The 20236-nt window shown below is 59.3% G+C and carries 16 protein-coding genes and 1 pseudogene; 4 read left to right on the top strand and 13 right to left on the bottom strand.

Features of this window, described 5'->3' with window-relative positions; all coding sequences use genetic code 11:
- Nucleotides 1-627: 627 nt before the first annotated feature.
- The 3 genes from BKP54_RS01095 to BKP54_RS01080 form a co-directional block, all read right to left on the bottom strand.
- Nucleotides 628-891 carry a hypothetical protein gene (locus tag BKP54_RS01095; RefSeq protein ID WP_025430317.1) on the bottom strand — a complete coding sequence of 88 codons (264 nt, stop codon included), beginning with the start codon at nucleotides 889-891 and terminating at the stop codon, nucleotides 628-630.
- Nucleotides 892-1237: 346 nt separating this feature from the next.
- The gene (locus BKP54_RS01090; RefSeq protein WP_025430316.1) at nucleotides 1238-1606 is read right to left on the bottom strand and encodes a hypothetical protein; all 369 of its coding nucleotides are present in this window, start codon (nucleotides 1604-1606) and stop codon (nucleotides 1238-1240) included.
- A 1327-nt stretch (nucleotides 1607-2933) separates the two neighbouring features.
- Nucleotides 2934-3896 (bottom strand): LysR family transcriptional regulator, encoded by a 963-nt coding sequence (locus tag BKP54_RS01080; protein WP_084814038.1) that lies wholly within the window; start codon nucleotides 3894-3896, stop codon nucleotides 2934-2936.
- 139 nt (nucleotides 3897-4035) lie between these two features.
- On the opposite strand from BKP54_RS01080, the gene BKP54_RS01075 reads away from it, so the two are divergent.
- From BKP54_RS01075 to BKP54_RS34820, 3 genes are all read left to right on the top strand, one after another.
- Nucleotides 4036-4638 (top strand): NAD(P)H-dependent oxidoreductase, encoded by a 603-nt coding sequence (locus BKP54_RS01075; RefSeq protein ID WP_084814037.1) that lies wholly within the window; start codon nucleotides 4036-4038, stop codon nucleotides 4636-4638.
- Nucleotides 4639-4699: 61 nt separating this feature from the next.
- On the top strand, nucleotides 4700-5719 hold the full coding sequence (locus BKP54_RS01070) for an NmrA family NAD(P)-binding protein (RefSeq protein ID WP_158071664.1): 1020 nt from the start codon (nucleotides 4700-4702) through the stop codon (nucleotides 5717-5719).
- Nucleotides 5704-6300 (top strand): DUF1629 domain-containing protein, encoded by a 597-nt coding sequence (locus BKP54_RS34820; protein WP_128090344.1) that lies wholly within the window; start codon nucleotides 5704-5706, stop codon nucleotides 6298-6300. Before BKP54_RS01070 ends, BKP54_RS34820 begins: the two co-directional genes overlap by 16 nt.
- A 384-nt stretch (nucleotides 6301-6684) precedes the next feature.
- Here the strand turns inward: BKP54_RS34820 and BKP54_RS01060 are convergent, their stop codons facing one another.
- The gene (locus tag BKP54_RS01060) at nucleotides 6685-7359 is read right to left on the bottom strand and encodes a DUF1275 family protein (protein ID WP_025430309.1); all 675 of its coding nucleotides are present in this window, start codon (nucleotides 7357-7359) and stop codon (nucleotides 6685-6687) included.
- A gap of 256 nt (nucleotides 7360-7615) precedes the next feature.
- Nucleotides 7616-8308: a hydrolase gene (locus BKP54_RS01055; protein WP_084814034.1), complete on the bottom strand. Its 693-nt coding sequence runs from the start codon at nucleotides 8306-8308 to the stop codon at nucleotides 7616-7618.
- Nucleotides 8309-8470: 162 nt separating this feature from the next.
- Between BKP54_RS01055 and BKP54_RS01050 the strand changes: the two are divergent.
- Nucleotides 8471-8779, top strand: a pseudogene (locus BKP54_RS01050) (LysR family transcriptional regulator); the annotation flags it as partial.
- A 1118-nt stretch (nucleotides 8780-9897) separates the two neighbouring features.
- Here the strand turns inward: BKP54_RS01050 and BKP54_RS01045 are convergent.
- From BKP54_RS01045 to BKP54_RS01010, 8 genes are all read right to left on the bottom strand, one after another.
- On the bottom strand, nucleotides 9898-10587 hold the full coding sequence (locus BKP54_RS01045; RefSeq protein ID WP_245317755.1) for a helix-turn-helix domain-containing protein: 690 nt from the start codon (nucleotides 10585-10587) through the stop codon (nucleotides 9898-9900).
- 304 nt (nucleotides 10588-10891) lie between these two features.
- Entirely contained in the window at nucleotides 10892-12154 is a 1263-nt protein-coding gene (locus BKP54_RS01040) for a patatin-like phospholipase family protein (RefSeq protein ID WP_245317754.1), read from the bottom strand.
- Nucleotides 12155-13134: 980 nt separating this feature from the next.
- Nucleotides 13135-14325: a serine hydrolase gene (locus tag BKP54_RS01035; protein ID WP_057207155.1), complete on the bottom strand. Its 1191-nt coding sequence runs from the start codon at nucleotides 14323-14325 to the stop codon at nucleotides 13135-13137.
- A gap of 28 nt (nucleotides 14326-14353) precedes the next feature.
- Nucleotides 14354-15274 carry a MurR/RpiR family transcriptional regulator gene (locus BKP54_RS01030; RefSeq protein WP_239637612.1) on the bottom strand — a complete coding sequence of 307 codons (921 nt, stop codon included), beginning with the start codon at nucleotides 15272-15274 and terminating at the stop codon, nucleotides 14354-14356.
- Nucleotides 15275-15279: 5 nt separating this feature from the next.
- Nucleotides 15280-16647: an amidase gene (locus tag BKP54_RS01025; RefSeq protein WP_245317753.1), complete on the bottom strand. Its 1368-nt coding sequence runs from the start codon at nucleotides 16645-16647 to the stop codon at nucleotides 15280-15282.
- Nucleotides 16648-16722: 75 nt separating this feature from the next.
- Nucleotides 16723-18378: an ABC transporter ATP-binding protein gene (locus tag BKP54_RS01020; RefSeq protein WP_128090343.1), complete on the bottom strand. Its 1656-nt coding sequence runs from the start codon at nucleotides 18376-18378 to the stop codon at nucleotides 16723-16725.
- The gene (locus tag BKP54_RS01015) at nucleotides 18375-19226 is read right to left on the bottom strand and encodes an ABC transporter permease (RefSeq protein ID WP_084814030.1); all 852 of its coding nucleotides are present in this window, start codon (nucleotides 19224-19226) and stop codon (nucleotides 18375-18377) included. Before BKP54_RS01015 ends, BKP54_RS01020 begins: the two co-directional genes overlap by 4 nt.
- A 9-nt stretch (nucleotides 19227-19235) precedes the next feature.
- The gene (locus BKP54_RS01010; protein WP_280951603.1) at nucleotides 19236-20207 is read right to left on the bottom strand and encodes an ABC transporter permease; all 972 of its coding nucleotides are present in this window, start codon (nucleotides 20205-20207) and stop codon (nucleotides 19236-19238) included.
- Nucleotides 20208-20236 lie beyond the last annotated feature (29 nt).

The raw sequence follows: 20236 nt of genomic DNA, 5'->3' as shown, positions 1-20236 counted from the left end.
GTTCCAAACCTGCTGACCTCGCACCGGGCTGCTCCAGATATCCCTGGCGCGCATAAACATCTAGCGTCCGTGACCTTGCCCCTTTGAAATCCATCTTGAATTAAGCTCCGGCCGATAGCGCGTGACGGTGCTTGGCGAAATTTAAGAGATTCTCACATCACCTTCATGTGCAGCGGTGGACCGGGCTAACTCCCGTCTGCAGGGTCACCGTTTGGGTTCGGCGCTGGCATCTCTCTTATATCTCGCGCGGGATGTTTGCGGTCGTCGGGCTCCGATGGCGCTTCCTTGTCGTCGGGACGGCGGATTGGCTGTGCTCTAGGGTCGACCCTCTTGGGTGGGTCAGCAGTCTTCTTGGACATGTCCAGTTCCTCCAGGTTCAATGACAAGAAGCGATTGACGGGACTGAAGGTTCCGGGACCGCTGGGAGGGGTGGATGGTCAAGGGACTTGAAGCTCGGGCGGCCGAAATGTCGCTGCTGCGGGCAATTATCTTCAAGGCTTCCTCGGCCTCGTCGGCGCTGACGACGCCCCAAACCGCCAATCTCTCATGAAGCCCTGTAAGCGCGCCTGCGACGGGCCGCCGATCCATGTACAAAGCGAAAACCAGCATTCTCTTTCTCGATCGGCGTCACTTGGTTTCTGGTAGATCCAGCGGGCAACCAATGCGGACGACCACGCGCTCGGCCCCGGCAATCTCCTCGGCTATCCGTCGAATGGTTTGCGAAGCGTCCCGTTCCCGCAGTACGCCTTCTATAATCACCACGTCGCCGAGCGCACGAAAACAAAGGCCTCGTGTGTCGAACGGTGCCTCGGAACTCACGGCACCGCGTATCGAATCCAGCAGCGCGCTGTATCCATAAAGTCTATCACCATCGGGCGCGATCAGGATCATTGCGAAACTCCTTTCATCATCATATGAGCAAACCCTAATTGTTAAGGAAAGTTCCCACTGAGCGTTCCGAAGTTTCTTGCATACCCGATCGTCAACACGCCAACGGCTGCGACGCATGGCAAGCCGGGCGACATCCTCGATGGTTGGATGGCGCACGGCACGGCTCGTCAATTGCGCTGTGGAACTGCCGCAGCGTCAATCGTGTTTGAACAGGAGAAGTTGCTCCATCAGGAAAGTGCTCTTCCTACAGCCTCAATATCCCCGAATGCGGCGCAGCCACAAAACCTGATGATCGGCAGTGGAAAAGTTTGGCGCGGTCTCTCATCGCAGCCGTCCGGGTCCCGGGCTATTTTTGTGATCGCTCCAAAAGGATACGCATCTCATCGAACCGCCTTTTTCGCGCAGCGTCCTCCTCCTGGGGCGTATAGCAGGTGTTCGATTGGCAAAACCGGACCAATGCAAAGGGCGGCTTTGCGTCACTGAATTCACATTCAAACGTGTCCGACATTTCCGATTTTGCCACGTTGGCACGAGTCGAATAGGTCAGCCGCACGCCCGGCGGCTTCAGTTCCGGGAAGGACTGAACAATTCCAAGATGCAACACATCGGTCAGAAGGAAGTTTTTTGCGACCGTGGCGCATATCGCTTCCAGATCCCCTGACTGGGCGAAAGCTGGAGATGCGACCAGGTTCAGCAAAAGCACATAGCGTATCATGTAGTTCCTCCAGGGCTTTACCTTGTAGGTAACTAGAGGCGGAACAATAATATCAATTGGTCGTTGCGCGAAATTTCGACCGCCAGGAAGAAGTCGGCAGAGGGTTTGACGCCGGTAGGCGGGAAGCCCTCGCGAGCCGATCGTTGGATGGGAACAATCCTGCGCTTTCGCCATTATATTAGTGCACGCGCAAAAGCGATCCCGAACTTAATCCCTCCGGATCGTGTGCAGGATGGCCTCCTCGAAAGGAGGCCATCTGTCTATTACAGCGGCCGACACGCCCATGGCCGGATGATTTGCGAGATTGTCCATCACCGACACGATGCGCGCTACAACGCGGCCGGCCGCGTCGGGGTGTGGCCGAACATACGGCGAGCATCGGATGACGTTGCAGCAATTGCCACGGTGAAAAAGCGACTTCCTTGCGGCGATTACGTCCGCCTTGACGTTCCCGAATGACCGTTCTCGTGCAACCACGGCGGCTTCCGCTAAGGCCGATCACCATGTCTGTGCTCTTCGGGGGCTGGTCCTAGTTTGCTGTGCCGGAGTTGAAGCGACGAAGCAGGGCCGTAAAGAGGCGTAGATCCGCCTCGCTCCAGCCGTGGAGACGACGGCGAAAACTTCGCCCTTAATCCGGTAGCCGCTGAACAACCTCAACAATGTCTCGCGTGCGTGACGCCCGCCCGCCCCATTTGGTATCAAATTCGTTGCCCGCGGATTGAATAGCGGCGTTCGCCGCCTCTAAACTAGAGAACTCATAGAAGGCAGTGTGCTTCGAGGGATCGGTTCGGCTCCAGGTGCGCCAAGCCCGGAGCGCCCCAAACACGCGCAATGCGTCTGGCATATGGCGATCGTACCATTGGTCGAAGAGGGCTCGGTCCACTTCATTCGGAACATCGGCATTCACTATTAGCAGCGCTTGAGTGGACATTTCGCCCCCGCTTTTCTCAGATCGCATATGACAAGACGCGCTCCGATAAGCATACAAGAGTTTGGCGCGGTTCACGAGACCGCGGCGCAAATCGGCCGCCGGACTGCGGACGCGGCTGGTGGCATTTGCTACATAATACCGGATATTTCTCGGTGGAGGATGCAACGCCGCTGGAGCCTGTCTCGCCCGCCGACGACCCGAATGCGCGGCAGGCATTGTGGGCCATAACCCACGACGTGCTTGGGGCGATTTCCTGAGGCGGACGAGTCTTCGCGGCTGAAAGGACCCGACGAGCGTGCCCGGAGTCCTGCAGGAGCGCGTACGGAGCGGAACACTGACATAGGCCCCGGAAAACCGGGGCATCTTGACGTCTATTGCCGACCTACCGATGCTATATCAGAGCCGTGGGTCGGGCCCTTCTGAAGTTGGATCGGCAGCTGGCGCGAATTGCTGCAATCCTTGTTCGCTCGACAATTCGGCACGTATCTTGCCGACGACGGAGTCGATGAAAGCCGAAACCGCCAGTGGCAAGTGGGCCCGGTTGGGGTAGACGACGCTCATGCCGAGATTGCGGCGCATGTATTGGGGCAACACCGGCACCAGTCGGCCGACCGCGAAATCGGCTGTGCCCAGGATTGGTGTCAACGCGATGCCGAGGCCTGCTATCGCCGCCTTTCGGATCGCCTGTGCGGTATTCGCCATCACGCGGCCGGTGACAGTCACCTCCTCCTCGGCGCCGTCGGGACCTTGAAGGCGCCAGGTCGCATAGTCCCGGGCCTGTGGCATGAACAGACAGTCATGACGGGTCAGCTCCTGCAATGTGGCAGGCGTCCCGCGCGCGGCAAGGTAGGAGGGGCTGGCGACAAGTCCGAACGAGCGGGTTTGGATCTTGCGGACAACATAGTTCGGACCACGCGTTGCGTTCCCTCGGAAGGCGACATCGATGCCTTCTTCGATAAGATCAACCGTGGCGTCGCTTAACACGAACTCGATACGCACTTGTGGGTGCGAGGCCAGGAACTCGGCTATCCATTCCATTTTGTAGAAGTCGAAGAAGTCGGCGGGCATCGCCACACGTATCAGCCCCCTCGGCACCCGCGCGCCGGCAATCAGATCCTCTCCCGCTTGTTGCAGTCCATCCACGGCCGCAGCGCTATTATCGTAGAGTTCATGTCCGGCATCGGTGAGTTTCAGCTTCCGGGTGGATCGCTGCATGAGCCGGGCGCCGAGCTGCTCTTCCAATTCCTGAATGCGCCGGCTGACCGTATTGGCGGGAATCCCCAAACGACGTCCGGCCTCCGCGAAACTGCCAAAGCGAACAACCTGCACGAACAGGCCGATGTCGTTCAGGTCGAGCATCGTCGATATTCCTTCTAAAAATGGGGGAGTTAAATCCGATAGCCCCGCCTAGTCAATTAAATATGCGGCGAGCATTTTAGGGACAGCGGGAATTGCACGCAGTCCCGATTGTTCGACAAGCCTGAAAGGAAGCACCCACATGTCCAAGAACCCACATATCGGCATCGTCGTCGGCTCGACGCGAGAGGGCCGCTTCAGCGAGCGGGCGGCCGCATGGTTTCACAAGATTGCCGCTCGGCGCAGCGATCTCAGCGTCGAAATTGTCGACCTGCGCGACTACCCGATGCCATTCTTCGATGAGCCGGCATCGCCGGCCTGGATGCAGCCGAAGGATCACGTCGCAGAGCGTTGGGCGGCGAAGCTGGCCGCGTTGGACGGGTTCGTCTTCGTCACGCCCGAATACAATCACGGATACAGCGCAGTGCTGAAAAACGCGATGGACTATGCCTTCCAGCAATTCAACCGCAAGCCGGCCGCCTTCGTCGGGTATGGCGGCGTCGGGGCCGCACGCGCCATCGAGCAACTGCGCATGGTTGCCGTCGAACTTCAGATGGCGCCGATCCCCAAGTCCGTGAACATCGGCATGGCCGAGTTCCTTGGCATCTGGCAGCAGGGCAAGGATTTCGCGGATTTTCCGCATCTCGAACAGGCGGCGGGCGTTCTGTTGGATGACTTTTCCTGGTGGAGCCACACGCTGCAGACAGGGCGTCAGGCCACATCCGCACTGGCTTCAGTCGGCTGAACGCGTTGGGTCGCCGCTCGGCCCAACCGGCGGCGGCCCAATCTGGTCCAGTGAAAGGGGATTGGTCATCAGTCGGAAGCTTGCTGTCGTCGTCACGGGAGCCACAGGCCAACAAGGCGGCGCTGTCGCGAAGAACCTGCTGGAGCGCGGCCACGAGGTTCGCGCCGTCACGCGCAATACCGACTCCGCGAAGGCAAGGAAGCTCGCAAACGCTGGCGCCACGCTCTTCCGCGCCTCACTCGAAGCCACGGCCACGCTCACCAAGGCGCTCGAAGGAGCGACCTCTCTCTTCGTGATGACGACGCCATTCGAAGGAGGTCCGCAAGCCGAGACGCGGCAGGGCAACTCCGCCGCGGACGCATCCAAGGCCGCAGGCGTACACCTCGTCTTCAACTCGGTCGGCTCTGCCAATCGACAGACGGGCGTCCCGCACTTCGACAGCAAGTACGAGGTCGAAAAGCACATCGCCAAGATCGGCGTGCGTGCCACGGTCCTGACAGCGTACACGTCCCTGCGCGCCGTGCTTGCCGAGCACACTACCTTCGACCCGAAGGTGGGTGCGCTCACCCTTGCGGCTGCGGCCGGGGTCGGCAACGCCTACATGACCCGTATCGCCAGTCGGCTCGCCCAGATGAATGGCTGGACCGAAGAGCAGGTCGGTGCCTTAACGGCGGGCACCTCGACAAACGACGTCAAAATCGATGTGCTCGCCGGCCTGGCCAGGGAAGCGGCTGCCAATTCGGGAAACGTCGCCGACGTCACCTGGAAGGCCGCTCAATTCGCCGGCTGGAGCGATGAGCAACTAGCCGACGTGTTTGCAGAATTATGTAGCAAATGCCACCAATGTCCGCTTCCGGCCGGCCCATTGCTGCCGTTCGCCCGCGTCGGATCGAACGGCAGCAATGGGAAGAAGGTCATTCGTTTCGCTCAACGTAATGAGCAGGGTGCGCCAGGAGGAGACATTGCGCCGTTTGCAAGAATCCCTATTCTGCGGCGTCGCAAATGTCTGACGCAAGACCGTCGTTTTAATCGGGATATTTGCCACAGGGCGAAGAGCAGGGGCCAATGGTTTATTTCCTGAGTCACAAGAACGAAGAGATTTACAGCTACACCTACCGCGCTCTGAGTGGTGACGTTAGCAAGATACAAGCTGTCGATCTCACTCGGGATGGTGGCGTTCGAATTCGGCCCGGCTATTCGTATTATGGCAGGCCGTTTGAACCCGTACACGTCCCAACGAAAATCGAGTTCTCAGGCCCCAAGCGGCCAATTCCGGATATTTACGACGCGTACGGTTTGCTCGTGAGCGCTAGGTTCAACGACGTTGTCGAAAGATTCGAGCCGAACGTTCATCAGTTCTTTCCCATCGAGCTTGTGTGGGAAGATGGCAGTCATGCCGCCGACCGGTTCTGGTTCGTCCCCTGCAATCGCCTGGATACAGTTGACCGCGCGAAGACGACGTTCGAATTCCGCAATGTCTGGTTCCTGGACGGCAGCAAGAAGGAACTGGTCTTCAATCGGGCGCAGATCGGTGACCAACACGTTTGGATCGACAAGTTCATCGTGATGCCGACGCCCGCGATCAGCGAAGCGTTGAAGGCGGCCTTGGATGCGGCCGGCATTACCGGCGCACACTATCAGCATTTTCGGGAGACTGACTGACAGCTGTTTCGAGCCGAATTGGGAAGTTGTCTTGACGCATGACCGCTGGCTGCTCACGGCTGCCAGTGCCGCAGCGCCTTCGGTTGGTGGCATTTGCTACATAATTCCGCGTGTTTGCTTACTTGGGGGCGACGGTATTTACGGGGTACTTCCTCAATTACGCACAAACGGATTTGGATGTCTAAGTGCGTCAAGGGGTCTGCGACAGGTCATTCCTTCAACCGCGGTCGATGACATTGTTGAGAGATCCAACAGAGTAGCGACGTGGTGAGGCTCATTCGCATAGGGGGTAGGTCCAGACGTCTGCCCGACGAGCGGTCGTGCGGTCTCCGTCGAGCCGCAGCGATCGCACCTTCGGGCGACAAAATGACAGCGACCATCCGCTTAGCTCGACTTCTGTGCGCTCTGAGGCGAATAGAAAAGGCCGATCAGGAGCAACAAAAAGGCTGGCAAGAGCATGCCGGCAACGCCAACCGTGACTTGCGCAAACGCGCCGGCGGCGCACCCCAGCACAAAGCCAAGCACCAGGATGGTCGAGGTCAATGATTGCCCCCACTCTTCCGGCTTCTCGGTGTAGCCGATGAGGCGACGAGCAGCGGCGGCGGCGAGCCCGGCGATGTTGCCTGTCATCAGCGAGAACGGCGGGCCGAGCCTGGTGTCGAGACGCTCGATCGCCGTCAACATCCCCATCGCGACGACGGCGAGAAGTGCACAGGCGGATACCGGCCCGGCATCGAAGATTGCAAGAAGAGCGGACATCGCGAACGCAGCTGCGGCGACCATTAGCGTCCAGAACGTCGCGCGTTCGAGAGGCTTGATCGAGGTGACCATGATCGCCGCCAAACCCGCGCCCACCATGAAGAGAGGGAATGACATGATCTGAAGACCACGCAAACCACCTCTTTCGTGACCGACCAGCCCCAGCCCGAGGAGCACGACATTGCCGGTGACCAGTCCAACGAAAAGGCCGCCCAAATGAATGAAGAAGAGCGCGTCCGCGAATCCGGAGACGAATGCCAGTACCAGTGAATTGCTTTTCCCGCGAAGTATATTCAGCATTGTCTGCGGTGACCCTTATTGGTTGAGACTGATTCCGGCCCTTCTTGCAAAGCGGGCGCAGCAAGCGATCCACGCTTGTCCTCCGACGACGGCCGGGTGAGGCGATTTAACGACGCTATTCAGGTGCTGCGTGCTTTCTCCTTAATACCGGTCCGGTGCTCCAACGTGTGCTCGAAAGGGAAATCGAACCCTGTGGTCAGCGCCTCCACCTCCCTGGTGCGTCTCGACGACAAACCAGGGAGACGACCGGTGATGATTATTTTGCGGGGTTCGGACCGATGCGCTTGCCGTGATGGACGCGCTCCTCGCCCTTGTGGACCATGGTCACGGCGTAATCGATGCCCATGCCATAGGCGCCGGAATGCTCCTTCACCAGCGTGGTGACGGCGTGATAGGTTTCCTTCCGCGCCCAGTCGCGCTGCCACTCAAGGAGGACCTGCTGCCAGGTCACCGGAATGACGCCGGCTTGAACCATGCGGTCCATTGCGTATTTGTGTGCATCGGCCGAAGTGCCGCCGGACGCGTCGGCAACCATGTAGATCTCGTAGTCCGGAACATCGCGGAGAGCCGAGAGTGCGAAGGTCGTGTTGCAGACTTCGGTCCACAGACCTGACACGACAATCTTCTTGCGGCCGTTGGCAGCATTCTTCGCCAGCGCATCGCGGACGTTCTGATCGTCCCAGGAGTTCATCGAAGTGCGCTCGAGAATGTCGTTTTCCGGGAAGACGGCGAGCAGTTCAGGATAGGTGTGGCCGGAGAAGGATTCGGTCTCAACGGTGGTGATCGTCGTCGGAATATCGAAGACCTTGGCGGCCTTGGCGAGGCCCACGACATTGTTCTTCAGCACCTGGCGGTCGATCGACTGCACGCCGAAAGCCATCTGCGGCTGCTGGTCGATGAAGATGAGCTGGCTGTTTTGCGGGGTCAGGACTTCGAGTTTGCTGGACATGGGTTATCTCCTCTTTGAGTTGGTGGGAAGCAGGGCGTCTGCCGCCGCCTTCGCCGGTTTCTGCGGTAAACTTGTTTGGTGAGAATAGGTGTAGTCCCGTTGATTGCGTCGAGTAATTGCAATAAAAATTGCGAATGAATTGCGGTTTTGGAAATAATCAAGATTAACGACTACAAGGCCCTGCGCATCTTCCTGCTTGCCGCCGAAAAACGAAATTTTGCCCAGGTAGCGGGGGAGCTCAACTTGGCGCCCGCCGCGATCACACGGGCCATTTCCATTCTGGAAGACGATCTCGGCATCCAGCTTTTCGTGCGCACGACGCGGCAGGTGTCGCTGACGACGGACGGGGCGATCTTCGCCGCACAGGTCCAGCCCGCCATGCCGGCGCTCGAAACGGCGCGCAAGGACGTGATCGACGCCCACAAGGCGGATCAGGGGCGGCTTCGCATCAGCGTGCCGACCTGGTTTGGCAACAGTATGTGCCTGCCTTCGTGGTGACGCTGCAGTAGGCCACGCAAACTCATGGGCAGCCAACCCTCCTTCTCTGGCGGTCTTCATCTTAACGTGGGGCGAGTGCCACCACCCTCATCGGATCTGCTGCCATTCGAAGCTGCGAACGCGGTCGAGGATATCCCCTTGTAATAGGCGCCACGCTTCGGCGTCGGATGGTTCACAACGACCTTCGCCCAAGAGGGGCGGGCCTTGCCCGTTGCTGGGGCACGGTCATCGCCGAGAGCGACAGATGAACAGATCAAGATTGAGACTGCCGCTATTGCGGCAGGTCCGGCCATGGTTTTCATTCTTTGATCCTTTGCGGGAGTTTAACTAACGATGCCGTGCGTACCTCTGTCGCTGAACGGCCCTGCAGGCGCAGCCGAGCGCGGCGAAGAAGCCCTTGAGATCGGCGATCGGCAGGCGTGATGTCCAGGCGCCGGCGCCTTCCGGTTCGCCCCAGGCGCATAGCCACCGAAGGTCCTGACCGGCGACCAGTCGGGCATGACGGCGGCGTGACTGCCAGGATCATCGGCTTCTCCCCGAGTAAATGCCGGTTGCGGAAGTGGTTCCCCGATATTGCTTCTATCCCGCTCCAGGTTCTTGTCCGGAATGTCTGCTTTTTGAAGATTCTCCCGTTTACCCGCAACGAAGGGAAACTCGGCGGACGGCAGGGATACACCGTTCACATAACGGCGATTGCGCTCAACGCTGATGGCGCTGCCGGCATCCCGGCGTGGTGCCGACCACACGCGAGCCCGCGTGAAGTGGCTTTGGTCGGCAAAGCCACACGCCATTGCAATCTCGGCGATTGGCAGCGGCGAGGAGACGAGCAGGTCGCGAGCCTAATCGACGCGTTCCTGCATGAAAAATTGCGTGATAATGTTGAAGGCCTCGTCGCGCGCGTTGGCCGGGCTCGGCGCCAAGTCTTCGCGATCGGATCTCAGTCGTATGATGGAGATTGGGGATGCGCCGACGATCGATCGGCGAATGGCGTCCGGCTCTTGGGTGCTTTCCGGGGCGGCCTCCCTATCGCACGGCTCCCAACTAAGAGGCGAACGAAAGACTGCCCAAGTTTCTTCGTTCAAGCAATTGAACTAATGGAGGCACCCCCGCCGCCAGACCGAAGGCGTAACGCCCGTTTCGCGGGCAAATGCCTTTGCGAAATGTTCAAGGCTGCCGAATCCGCACGCGCAGGCAATGTCCTCCAGCGAGAGGGTATGATTGGCGAGGTACGCCTTCGCCCTGTCGATCCGTGTGGCGATTGGCAATAGCGCGGTGCCGAGATCTTCCCGCAGGAACACCCTTGCCGCCTTTCCACCGCTCGCCTCAATCGGCTCGCCATACCGGTGCAGGAGGTGGGCGCAGATAGCGACTGCTACAGGCCCCAGGGGCGCCGGTGAAGGCGCTTTTCCGCTACCGGCGAAAAATGCCAGCAGCGCCGTACCGAGATTGCAAAGCACCGAATCCGGTTCGCCACGACGGCACACCAGGCGGCGTGGTCCGGTGTCCGGCGATAGCTCCGCCGTCTCGCCGAACAGGGCCTTGGGTAGCACGAAGGCCAGCGAGCGCAGTCGACTGTTGAGGCGAATGGCCGCCCCGTCCCCGAGATCGACGATGCAGATCGTGCCACGCCCAAAGCGGCGAACCGGAGCGCAGGAGCCGTCCGACCGGATGTCTGCGTGTTCGGCGTCCTCTAGATAGAGCATGAGGAAGTAGGACTCGCAGGCCGGAAGTCGAACGTCGTTTGCGTCACCCGCCCAAAGCTCCCGGCAAATGCTGGTCACGGAAAAGCTCGCGGCGCGGATTGGTACGGTGGTCAGGCACGGGGCTTCAGGCGTCCCGAAGCAGACGCCCACGCATGCCATGTCTTTACTATATAAGCTCAAACGACAATCTCTTCGCGACTTCTATGGAACGAACCTACCGAAACAAGGCCGGATCTATTCCTAGACTTTATTCCAGCCTGTGTTCGCGTGCAACGTGAACGCGAATCGGATTCGCATTCTGCGGGTTTCACACGAGCGCGCCCAAATGCGGCTTTCAAGCTCGGCGACAGTCGGCGCAACCGTGCTGCCGTAGCGGATCGCGCTACGTGGTGGACTTGTCCATGCTGTCGCCACGGACTTGGGTCGGGCCCTTCTGAGCTGAGGTGCCCAGCACCGCGTGGAGTGCCGGGTCGTTCTGGCGCAGGCGTTCGTCGATCCATCGGATGGCCCAGTCGTAGGCCCCGGCAAACAATTCGGAATGCCGGCTCCAATCCATGAAGCTCACCGCGCTCGAACCCGGCGGACAAACCAAGACATCCTCTGGGCCAATGGCAATGTCCTGCGGCCGGTGTGCCAGCATGCTCGCAGCAATCACCTGAATCATGCTCGGCACCTTTGGCAAGCTGGCGCGACCGAAAGGGTTTAGCCAGGCGAGCGCCAACTCGGAAGCTCCGGGGATGCGGTCATAGTCGATGTGGTATTTCTGTGGACCACCTGACTCCAAGCTCGCGACGACATTGGGCCCGGTCTTGAGTTCCTTCATCTGTTCGAGCGGCAGATTGTTCATGATCGCGCCATCCACGAGCATATCGCCGTCACCCGTAAAGAATGGCGGCAGGACACCGGGGATCGAGCCTGACGCGCGAACCGCCTGCCAGAGCTTTCCGCGGCGATGAACATGAGGCTGACGAGTGCTGAGATTTGTCGAAAGCGCAAAGAACGGAAGCCACAGATCCTCAATCAGAACGTCGCCGTACTCGGCCTGAAGGGCCCGATCGAACACCTTGTGATCCAGGAGAGCGAAATGCGGCAGGGTGGGACGACGAAACGCTCGACCCTTGATGAATATGTTGTGCGTGCCTTGGTCGATCTCATCGGCATTCAGCCCTCTGGCGAAACCGGCCATCATTGCCGCTCCGGAACTTGTCCCACCGAGATAGTCGAAGCAAGCGCCCGCCTCGACGAAGGCCTTGCAAACACCAAGATGCGTACAGCCGAGGGACCCGCCCCCCGCCGCTACGAAGCCCCTTGCCTTGCCGGAAAAGAATCGGACCAGGCGTTGGATGTCAGACCCGTCCCCCAGTGCAACATGGTGATGATGGCCAACATGAGGACGCTCGTTTAGCCATTTCGCCGTACCAGAAACCGTTGCCGAGCGTTTGTCGTGAATAAGGATGAGCCGCGCGGTCGAGGGTGAATGAACCGATAGCGCCAGTTCCTCGGACCGGTTCAGGCGGGGCGAGCAGGACGCGTCGGCGAGCAGCAGGACGCTATCCGCCTGGCGAATGCAGACCCGTGTCCATTCACTGGGCTCTTCATCGGCAACATAGACGATGATCTCGGTCTTGGCCTCGAGTTCGTTCAACCAGTTGAGAACCGACTGATCGTCGATCGGACGACCGGCGAACCGCGCTTCAATGTCAGGCCGGGCAAGGAACTCAGCGCGCACTCCCGCCGCGAACGCCGCTCGCAGGTGATGGACGAAGACTGGTGAAATGCGACTTCCGCCAGCTGGAATGATCGCAAGCGTTCGGATCTTGGCAGGTTCCTTTGGGCGCGATGAATTCGGAGACTGCATGGCGAACCGGCGCGCGAGAAACGTGGTGACCGCCTGCCGCAGGCTTGGCAAAGCCTTGGCCGCTTTCTCGAACTGGCTGCCGCGGATTTCAAGGACGATCGAATCGCGGGCAGCCAGCACGGTCGCCATGCGGGGCAGCCCTGCAAAAAAACCGACCTCACCGACGAGCTCGCCCTGGCCGATCTCAGCGACCGCACCAGCATAGTCTTCCTTATGCACCGTAAAGCGGCCCGATAGCACGATAAAGAACCGATCCGATGGCTCACCTTCGAGAACCAGAGCCTCCCCACGTCGCAATATCCGCCTGTCGGATTCGGCAGCCAAAGCCTCGAGTGCCGCCAAAGACGCCCGATCGAACATCAATGTCGCTGACAATAATCTCGCTGCAAAGGACTCGACGGAAGACATTTGCACCACTCCACGAGACGCGATCGCTCCCACCAACAATAATGCGTTTCGCTCAAATGCGCTTCAAGGCGCAGTGGCTCAAAAAAAGCGATGCCACCCCTGTGGCAGCCAAGTTTGTAATCCGTCCTACCGCAAAGCAGACGGGTCGATCGTTGATGTCAGCCTCGTGATTGATGGACGAATGACGTCGTCGGCCGAGGGGAGACTGCTGGCAATGTGATGAAGCTGCCGGTCGTGGAGTTGCACACAATCGGCGCAGGAAGCCGCCGCTACAGGCGTGCTTGCCGTCGCGAAGGGCACGATGACCAAGGCCATCAGAACGCTTACCATGCGCCGCGGCTGCCCTCGTCCGAGAGCACTTAATTCAAGGCATCACGGATGGCATGTATCGCACTTAGTGCCGTCCGCGTCCGATCCGTGCTGAGGAACTGTGGCCAACTTGAGAGGATCACAGCGGCGAAGTCGCCTTCCGGGTCGATATAGATCAACTGACCGAACACGCCGCGTGCCATATAGGCGCGTCTTTTCTGGTCCTCGATCCAAAACTGGTTATGATAAGTGCCGTGCGGCAAGGTCTCGCAATAGTTGTCTCCAAGCGGGTACGATTTTCCGTAGCGAGTTTCTTCGATCCATCTTGAGGGAACAACCTGCCGACCACCAATGTTGCCTTGCCCGAGGTGCAACAACGCGAAGCGTCCGTAGTCACGCAGCGTGGCATTGAAGCCACCGTCACCAAGCGCATAGCCTGCGGGATCCACCGTGAAATAGGCATCCTCCTCAGCCCCCATACGCGACCACAATTCGCGGCTTACGAGCTCAGATAGCATCAGACCGCTTACCCGCTGAAGAACGAAGGCGAGTGCGTCTGTTTCGATTGATCGATAGCGGAACGAAGCCCCGTGTGGGCACTCGGCCTCCTTCAGCGTGAGGATCAGTTCCCAAACGTTCGTCGGCCAGTCTGGCTGATGTCCGTCTTTCCAACCGCTTGCGACATCCAACTGCGCCATGTGGGAATCTTGGGCAGTGTAGGTCTCGTCGAATACCACGCCACTGGTCATATCCAGCACATGTTGAACGGTAGCACCCCGGTACGCCGTGGTTTCGAGTTCGGGGAGATACTGGGTGAGTGGAGCGGCCGGATCGATTTCACCGCGTTCGATAAGAATGCCCGCCACGGTGCCGACAATGGATTTGGCCACCGATTGCGAGAGGTGCGGCGTCCTGGCGGTCATGCCGCTGAGATACCTCTCCGCGACGACTTTCCCGCGGTGCAGAACGAGAAACGCGTTGGTATACTGCGCTTGCATGAAGTTTGCGACCGTCCGGCGGGTTCCGTCCAGCTCGAACTCCAAGCGATCAATATCCTGATGCGCACTGAGCATTTCCGTTGGTCCACCCTGACCTCGCCAAACCTGTGCTGTGGGCACGATCGAACGCACGTTCTGGAAGGTCCAGCGATTCCACGGCGCGCGATCCCACTCCGCCCGCGGGACAAGGGGTGCGCCGGGTTTGCTGGGATCACGGAAGGTTGGCGTAGAGCTCGATGTCATCAGTACTTCTCGCATTTCCTTGATACTACTAGTCTTTTCGCCTTAGGTACGATCCGCCGACGAACTCGCCGAACAACTGACCCATCTCGCTCATTGTCGCAAAATTGCGCTTCGCCTTGGGGCCGAGCTTCACAGCCACAGAGTCGATCATGAGGTTGAGGATCACTCCAAGGCTCGCCGTCGAGTCCCAGAAGGTTTTCACGTGTGTGTGCCCCTCAAAGACAAGCGGCGTGTAGGTGAAGCCCCAATGACTGTAGCGGTCGGTCACAATGATAAGTGGAATTCCGAATGCTTTGAGCTTGTCAGCCAGCTTGATCCCTCGGGCGGCGTAGGCCGCAGTATCAACCAGTACAACCACGCTCTGTTTGGGATCGCTTGAGAGGACTTCGCCAAAGGTGCCTGTAGCGTTGTCGGCGAAGAGAACGTTTGGGCGCGCCCATAGCAGGCGGCTCGAGAAATCCATCGCCAAACCTTTGGACGCCTGGAATCCGACGACATAGACGTGGCGGGTCTTGGCAAGAAGCGTTGCTGCCTCATCCCATTGTTCAGTCGCAGTCAGCCCATACGCCTTCACGATCGCGTCCAGCTCGAGTTTCAAGCTCTCTTGGAGTTCCTGCTGTCGGCTGTTGCGGACCTGGAAACGCGCCATGTAGTCATCGACTTCTCCGTCTCTCTCTACAACAGAGCTGCGCATCCGGTTCTTCAGATCGCGAAGATTTTCAAAGCCAAGAGATCGTACGAAACGCGTCACCGTCATCTCGCTCACGCCTACTGCGCGCGCGATGGTGCTGCCCGTCTCAAAGGGCAACAATTGAACATTATCGAGCATGTAGACAGCGAGGCTCTGCTCCGAGGGAGAGAATTCGTTCATGCGCGCGCGGAGGATCGCTTCAATGTCGATCTTCTCCGCACCAGCCTCGTTCGAGCTTTCGTCATTGGCAAATGTCACTGTCATCACTCCCGCATGCTACCTGCAAAGACAGGGGGAAATCCTTGTCCCCATATGCCGTTGTTACGATCCAGACCTTCTTCGAGCTGGCGTCCGACTGCAAGCAGCAAGTCCTCGCGCCCGAACCGGGCCACCAACTGGCTGCCAATCGGGATTCCGCTTGAGGATGTTCCCGTTGGAAGCGAGATTGCTGGCTGACCAGTGCCATTGAAAAGAGCTGTAAACGTTTCCTTCGGTTCGAGGTCGGCGAAGACATCGTCCGCATCGATTTCCGGCCGCGCGGGGTCAAATGTCCCCACGATCTCCGGCAGAATGGCGCTGGTCGGCGTCAAGAGGAGATCGTATTGATTGAAGAAGCGGCCGATTTGGCGCGTCACATCGTCATAAGTGGCAAGCGCACCGATCAGCTCCGCGCCGCTAAGCGTCGTTCCGTAGCGATGCAAGGCCAGGACAGTGGTGCCAACAGTTTCAGGGCCGAGCTTCCTTTGCATGTGTTCTGCAATTTTCGACAATCCCGAAGCGCTATCGGCTGCCCAGATGATTTTCTGGGCATGGAGAAACGCGGCGTAGTCGAATTCTGGCCGCGCTTCCACGACGTGATGACCAAGGGCAGCTAACAGTCCCGCCGTCATTCTTACAGCGTTCACGACTTCGGGATCACATTGGAATCCCGACCAGGAGTCTGTGCAGAGTGCGATGCGCAAGCCCTTCGGCGGACGCTGAATTGTCTCGCTATAGCTGCTGGTCGGCCTGCAAATCTCGTATCCATCCCCAGCGTCAGGGCCATTGCATAGATCCAGCAGGAGGGCCGTGTCGCGAATTGATCTCGTCAACATGAATGCCGTGGCGAGTCCCAGAAGCGGAGCGTTGGCGCGTGGAGATCCGGTAATGCGCCCGCGTGAGGGTTTGAGCCCGATCAGTCCACAGAAGGAGGCGGGATTGCGGATCGATCCGCCACCGTCGCTGCCCTGCGCGAATGGCACAATGCCTGCTGCAACTGCCGCGGCCGCACCGCCGCTTGACCCCGCGACGCCGCGCTTGGGATCCCATGGATTAGAGGTGTTGCCGTAGAGCAGCGTTTCTGTCGTTGCGGCCACGCCGAACTCCGAGCTGGTCGTACGGCCGACATTGACCAGGCCCGCGTTTCTAAGTCGTTCCCAATAAACGGCGTCCTGCGTCGTCCGGTTTCCCTCAGCAAGCCGACTGCCGAACTCGGCAGGGCGCCCCGCCTCGACCGGAAAGTCCTTTGTCAGTGTCGGGATCCCGTAGAACGGCCGGCCGGCTTCTCCGGAAGGCAATCCAAGGCGTCGGAGTACAGTTCTATGACGGCATTGATCTTTGAGTTCACTGCCGTCACCGAGCTCGTAATGCACCGCCCCAAATCTCTCGGGCTTACGTCACCCTTTGCCAAGAGTTGCGCAAGGCCGACGCCATCGTAGGTGACGTACTCATCGAGGCGCATGGCACATTCCTTGTCTTGCATGGGGCTTTAGGTGGGTGACTGAACCGACAAGCTCGCGGGTGTAGCTATCTTGTGGCTTGTTCAGGACCTGTTGTGTCGGGCCGCTCTCAACGATCCTGCCTCCCTTAAAGACATAGACCCGTTGGCAAATGCTGTTGACGACGCCGAGATCGTGGGAAATGTAGAGCAATGCGAGTTGCCGCTCGCGCTGAAGTCTGCCCAGGAGTTCCAGGATTTGTGCCTGTGTTGTCACGTCCAAAGCGGACGTGATTTCGTCTGCGATCAACAATTCTGGCTCTAGCGAGAGTGCCCTGGCCAAGCCGACACGCTGGCATTGGCCGCCAGATAGCTGTCGGGGGCGACGCTCTCGCAACGCCCTCGGCAGCTCGACCATCTCCAGAAGGTCGTCTGCGCGAATTAGAGCCGAGCGTCGGTCTGACAGGCCGTGCCTCCATATCGGCTCGGCGACGGCGTCCCGGACACTCATTCGGGGGTTGAGTGAATCGTACGGATTCTGGAAAACCATTTGCACGCGCCGTTGGAAACGCCTGAGCTCCGCGCCGCTCAACTCATGCACATCGCTGCCATCGAAACTGATCGCGCCATTGCTCGGCTTGTTCTGCCGTACAATCGCCCGCGCGAGCGTGCTCTTGCCCGATCCGCTTTCGCCGACGATGCCCACCGTTTCTCCGGCGCTGACCTGAAGATCGACTTCGTTCAGGGCAAGGAATGGGATTCGTTTGGATGCCGAACCGGTTAGGAGATTGCCTCGCGGCACGAACGACACGGAAAGCTTGTCAACGCTGATCAGGGGGGTGGACCGCGATGCAGGCGCTTGATCACCGGTGTTGCTCCAGCCGTTTGGCTGCGACGCGATCAGGAGCTGTGTGTAGCTGCTTTTGGGGCGGTTAATGATTTCCTCAGTCGTGCCCTGTTCAACAATTTCGCCGTTGCGCATGACGATCACGCGCGAGCAGGTGCTGGCGATTGCGGCTAGATCATGAGAAATCAGGATGATCGACAAGCCGCGATTTCGGTTCAGATCGCGCAGAAGCTTAAGGATGCGCGCCTGGACAGTAACGTCTAGTGCTGTGGTCGGCTCGTCGGCGATCAGTAGCTTCGGTCCACAACCGATTGCAGCGGCGATCATGGCCCGCTGTTTCATTCCGCCGGAGAATTCGTGCGGATAAGAACGCGATCGCGCGTGCGCATCGTGGATGCCAACATCCTCAAGCAGCTGGATTGTCCGCCGCTCTCCTTCGCGCTTCGATATTCCCAGATGCCGCACCATCGGTGCTGCGACTTGCTTGCCGATGCGACGGAGCGGGTCGAGATGTGAAGCGGGGTTCTGGAAGATCATACCGAGTTCGCGGCCGCGGATCGAGCACCAGTCAGGCTCGCCAAGTTCGAGGAGGCTTCGCCCCTCCAACCGGACAGCGCCCATCGTCGTTGCTGTCCTGGGAAGAATGCCCATGAGCGCGCGGCACGTGAGGGACTTCCCAGACCCGCTTTCCCCGACGATGCCGAGGATTTCGCCAGCATTGACACTAAACGACACGCCTTTCACGGTCTCGAGGGATCCGAAGGAGATCGACAGGTTTTCAACCTCCATCAATGGTGAGAGCTTGCTTGCCATGCTCATGCGGCCACCTCTCGACGCTGCCATTGGCCGAGACCGTCTCCGAGAAAGGCGAAGCCCAGTCCGAGTGAAATTGCCGCGAGACCTGGGAAGAGGCAGATCCACCATGCTTGCTGGATGAACGCCTGTCCGTCGGCAATGATGACGCCCCATTCTGCGAGCGGCGGCTGAGCGCCCATGCCGAGATAGCCAAAGCTCGCCCCGGCCAGCATGACAAGCACGGCGTCGCTCACGGCATAGGCAATGACTGGTCCGATCGCGTTCGGCAGAACGTGTTGGAAAAGGACCGCTCGTCTCGGGTAGCCGAGGCATTCGGCGGCGCGGACGAATTCGCTTTCGCGAACCGTCAGGACTTCGGCTCTGACAAGACGCGCGTAGCTGACCCAGCCGACGATCGTCAGTGCGATGATAAAATTGACGAGGCCCGGTCCGATCACGCCGACGATTGCCAGAACCAAGACAAAAAATGGAAAGGCGACCGTAAGGTCATAGACCCGCATGAAGACGCTATCGACCATGCCTCCGAAGTAACCGCTGAAGAGCCCGACGATGGTGCCGATTACAAGCGGAGGCAGCACGCCGATGACACAAAGAAACAGGTCCACGCGCGCTGCGTAAATGACGCGGGAGAAAACGTCGCGACCTACCTGATCTGTTCCAAACCAATGATCTGCGCTGGGCGCTGTCAGCATACTGGCGATGTCGATCGTGTCCGGGTCGTATGGCGCGATCAGGGGAGCGGCCAGGGCGATGAACAACCAGCCGCCAAGAATGGCGATCGCCAGCACCATCATCGGTGAGAGCCGCGTTGTGAATGGAATGACCCCTGATAAAGCAGGCAATTTCAACATTGTGGTACCTCAGAGCCGGATTCGGGGATCGATCAAAGCCGAAACAAGATCGACGGCTAGCGTTATGAATACGGTGGAGAAGGCAAAAACGAGCGTGAGCCCTTGCACCACATAGTAGTCGCGGCCGAGGAGTGCGCCGACCATCAGCGAGCCGAGGCCAGGTATGGCGTAGACCGTTTCAACGATGATGGCTCCGCCGATCATGAAGGCGACCATAACGCCCAGAAGGTTGAGCGTCGGAAGAACGGCGTTGGGCAGGATGGTTTTCCAGAAAATCTCCCGCTCGCTTGCACCTTGAGCACGCACCGCGGTTACGAAGTCGGCCGTGGTCTTTTCGATCAGCGCAGCGCGGAGACTCTGGGTCAGCACCGGAACAAGCCAGATCGCCGTCGACATCGCAGGCAGAAACAAATGGTGCAGATGCTCGGCGAAGGTCTCGCCGTAGCCTGAAACAGGAAACCATCCCAACGAAACACCGAAGAAGCGCGACATCATGATACCCAGCCAGAAAACCGGAATGGTGATGCCGATGATGCCGATGATCCGAATGATCTGGTCGGCGGCACCGCCTGGTTCGCGTGCGCTGGCGATCGCCAACGCAATTGTTGGCGGAACGGCCAGTGTCACGACGTAACCCGTAAGGAACAAGGTTGGCCACATGAACTGCAAAATGAGTTCGCTTACCGGCCGCTGGAATCGCAGTGATTGACCGATGTCACCTCCAAGTAGATTGATGGTGTAGGTCAGGTACTGCCGCCAGAGCGGCTGATCCAAACCATAGTGCGAACGAATGGCCGCGATCGTTTCGGGGCTCGCACGGTCGCCTGCAAGGAGACGGGCGGGATCGCCAGGCGCGAGGTGCAGCAGCAGGAAGGTGACGATGCTGATCCCGACCATCACGGCAAGCAACTGCAGCATGCGCCGCGATATGAGTGACAGAAAGTTCAATCTGGTACCTCCGGTGAGAGGGAAGGGCAGCACACCAAAGCGCCGCCGCCCCGCCTGATCTC

It is taken from the genome of Ensifer sp. 1H6 (genome assembly GCF_001976035.1).
Lineage (GTDB): Bacteria > Pseudomonadota > Alphaproteobacteria > Rhizobiales > Rhizobiaceae > Ensifer > Ensifer canadensis.
Note: the sequence above shows the minus strand (reverse complement) of the source record. Positions and strands in the feature narration are given on the sequence as shown.

Coding starts and splice junctions, on each gene's coding strand:
- BKP54_RS01075 (WP_084814037.1), top strand. CDS start 4,036: ATGTCCAAGAACCCACATATCGGCATCGTCGTCGGCTCGACGCGAGAG.
- BKP54_RS01060 (WP_025430309.1), bottom strand. CDS start 7,359: ATGCTGAATATACTTCGCGGGAAAAGCAATTCACTGGTACTGGCATTC.
- BKP54_RS01035 (WP_057207155.1), bottom strand. CDS start 14,325: ATGACATCGAGCTCTACGCCAACCTTCCGTGATCCCAGCAAACCCGGC.
- BKP54_RS01015 (WP_084814030.1), bottom strand. CDS start 19,226: ATGTTGAAATTGCCTGCTTTATCAGGGGTCATTCCATTCACAACGCGG.
- BKP54_RS34820 (WP_128090344.1), top strand. CDS start 5,704: ATGGTTTATTTCCTGAGTCACAAGAACGAAGAGATTTACAGCTACACC.
- BKP54_RS01080 (WP_084814038.1), bottom strand. CDS start 3,896: ATGCTCGACCTGAACGACATCGGCCTGTTCGTGCAGGTTGTTCGCTTT.
- BKP54_RS01095 (WP_025430317.1), bottom strand. CDS start 891: ATGATCCTGATCGCGCCCGATGGTGATAGACTTTATGGATACAGCGCG.
- BKP54_RS01090 (WP_025430316.1), bottom strand. CDS start 1,606: ATGATACGCTATGTGCTTTTGCTGAACCTGGTCGCATCTCCAGCTTTC.
- BKP54_RS01055 (WP_084814034.1), bottom strand. CDS start 8,308: ATGTCCAGCAAACTCGAAGTCCTGACCCCGCAAAACAGCCAGCTCATC.
- BKP54_RS01020 (WP_128090343.1), bottom strand. CDS start 18,378: ATGAGCATGGCAAGCAAGCTCTCACCATTGATGGAGGTTGAAAACCTG.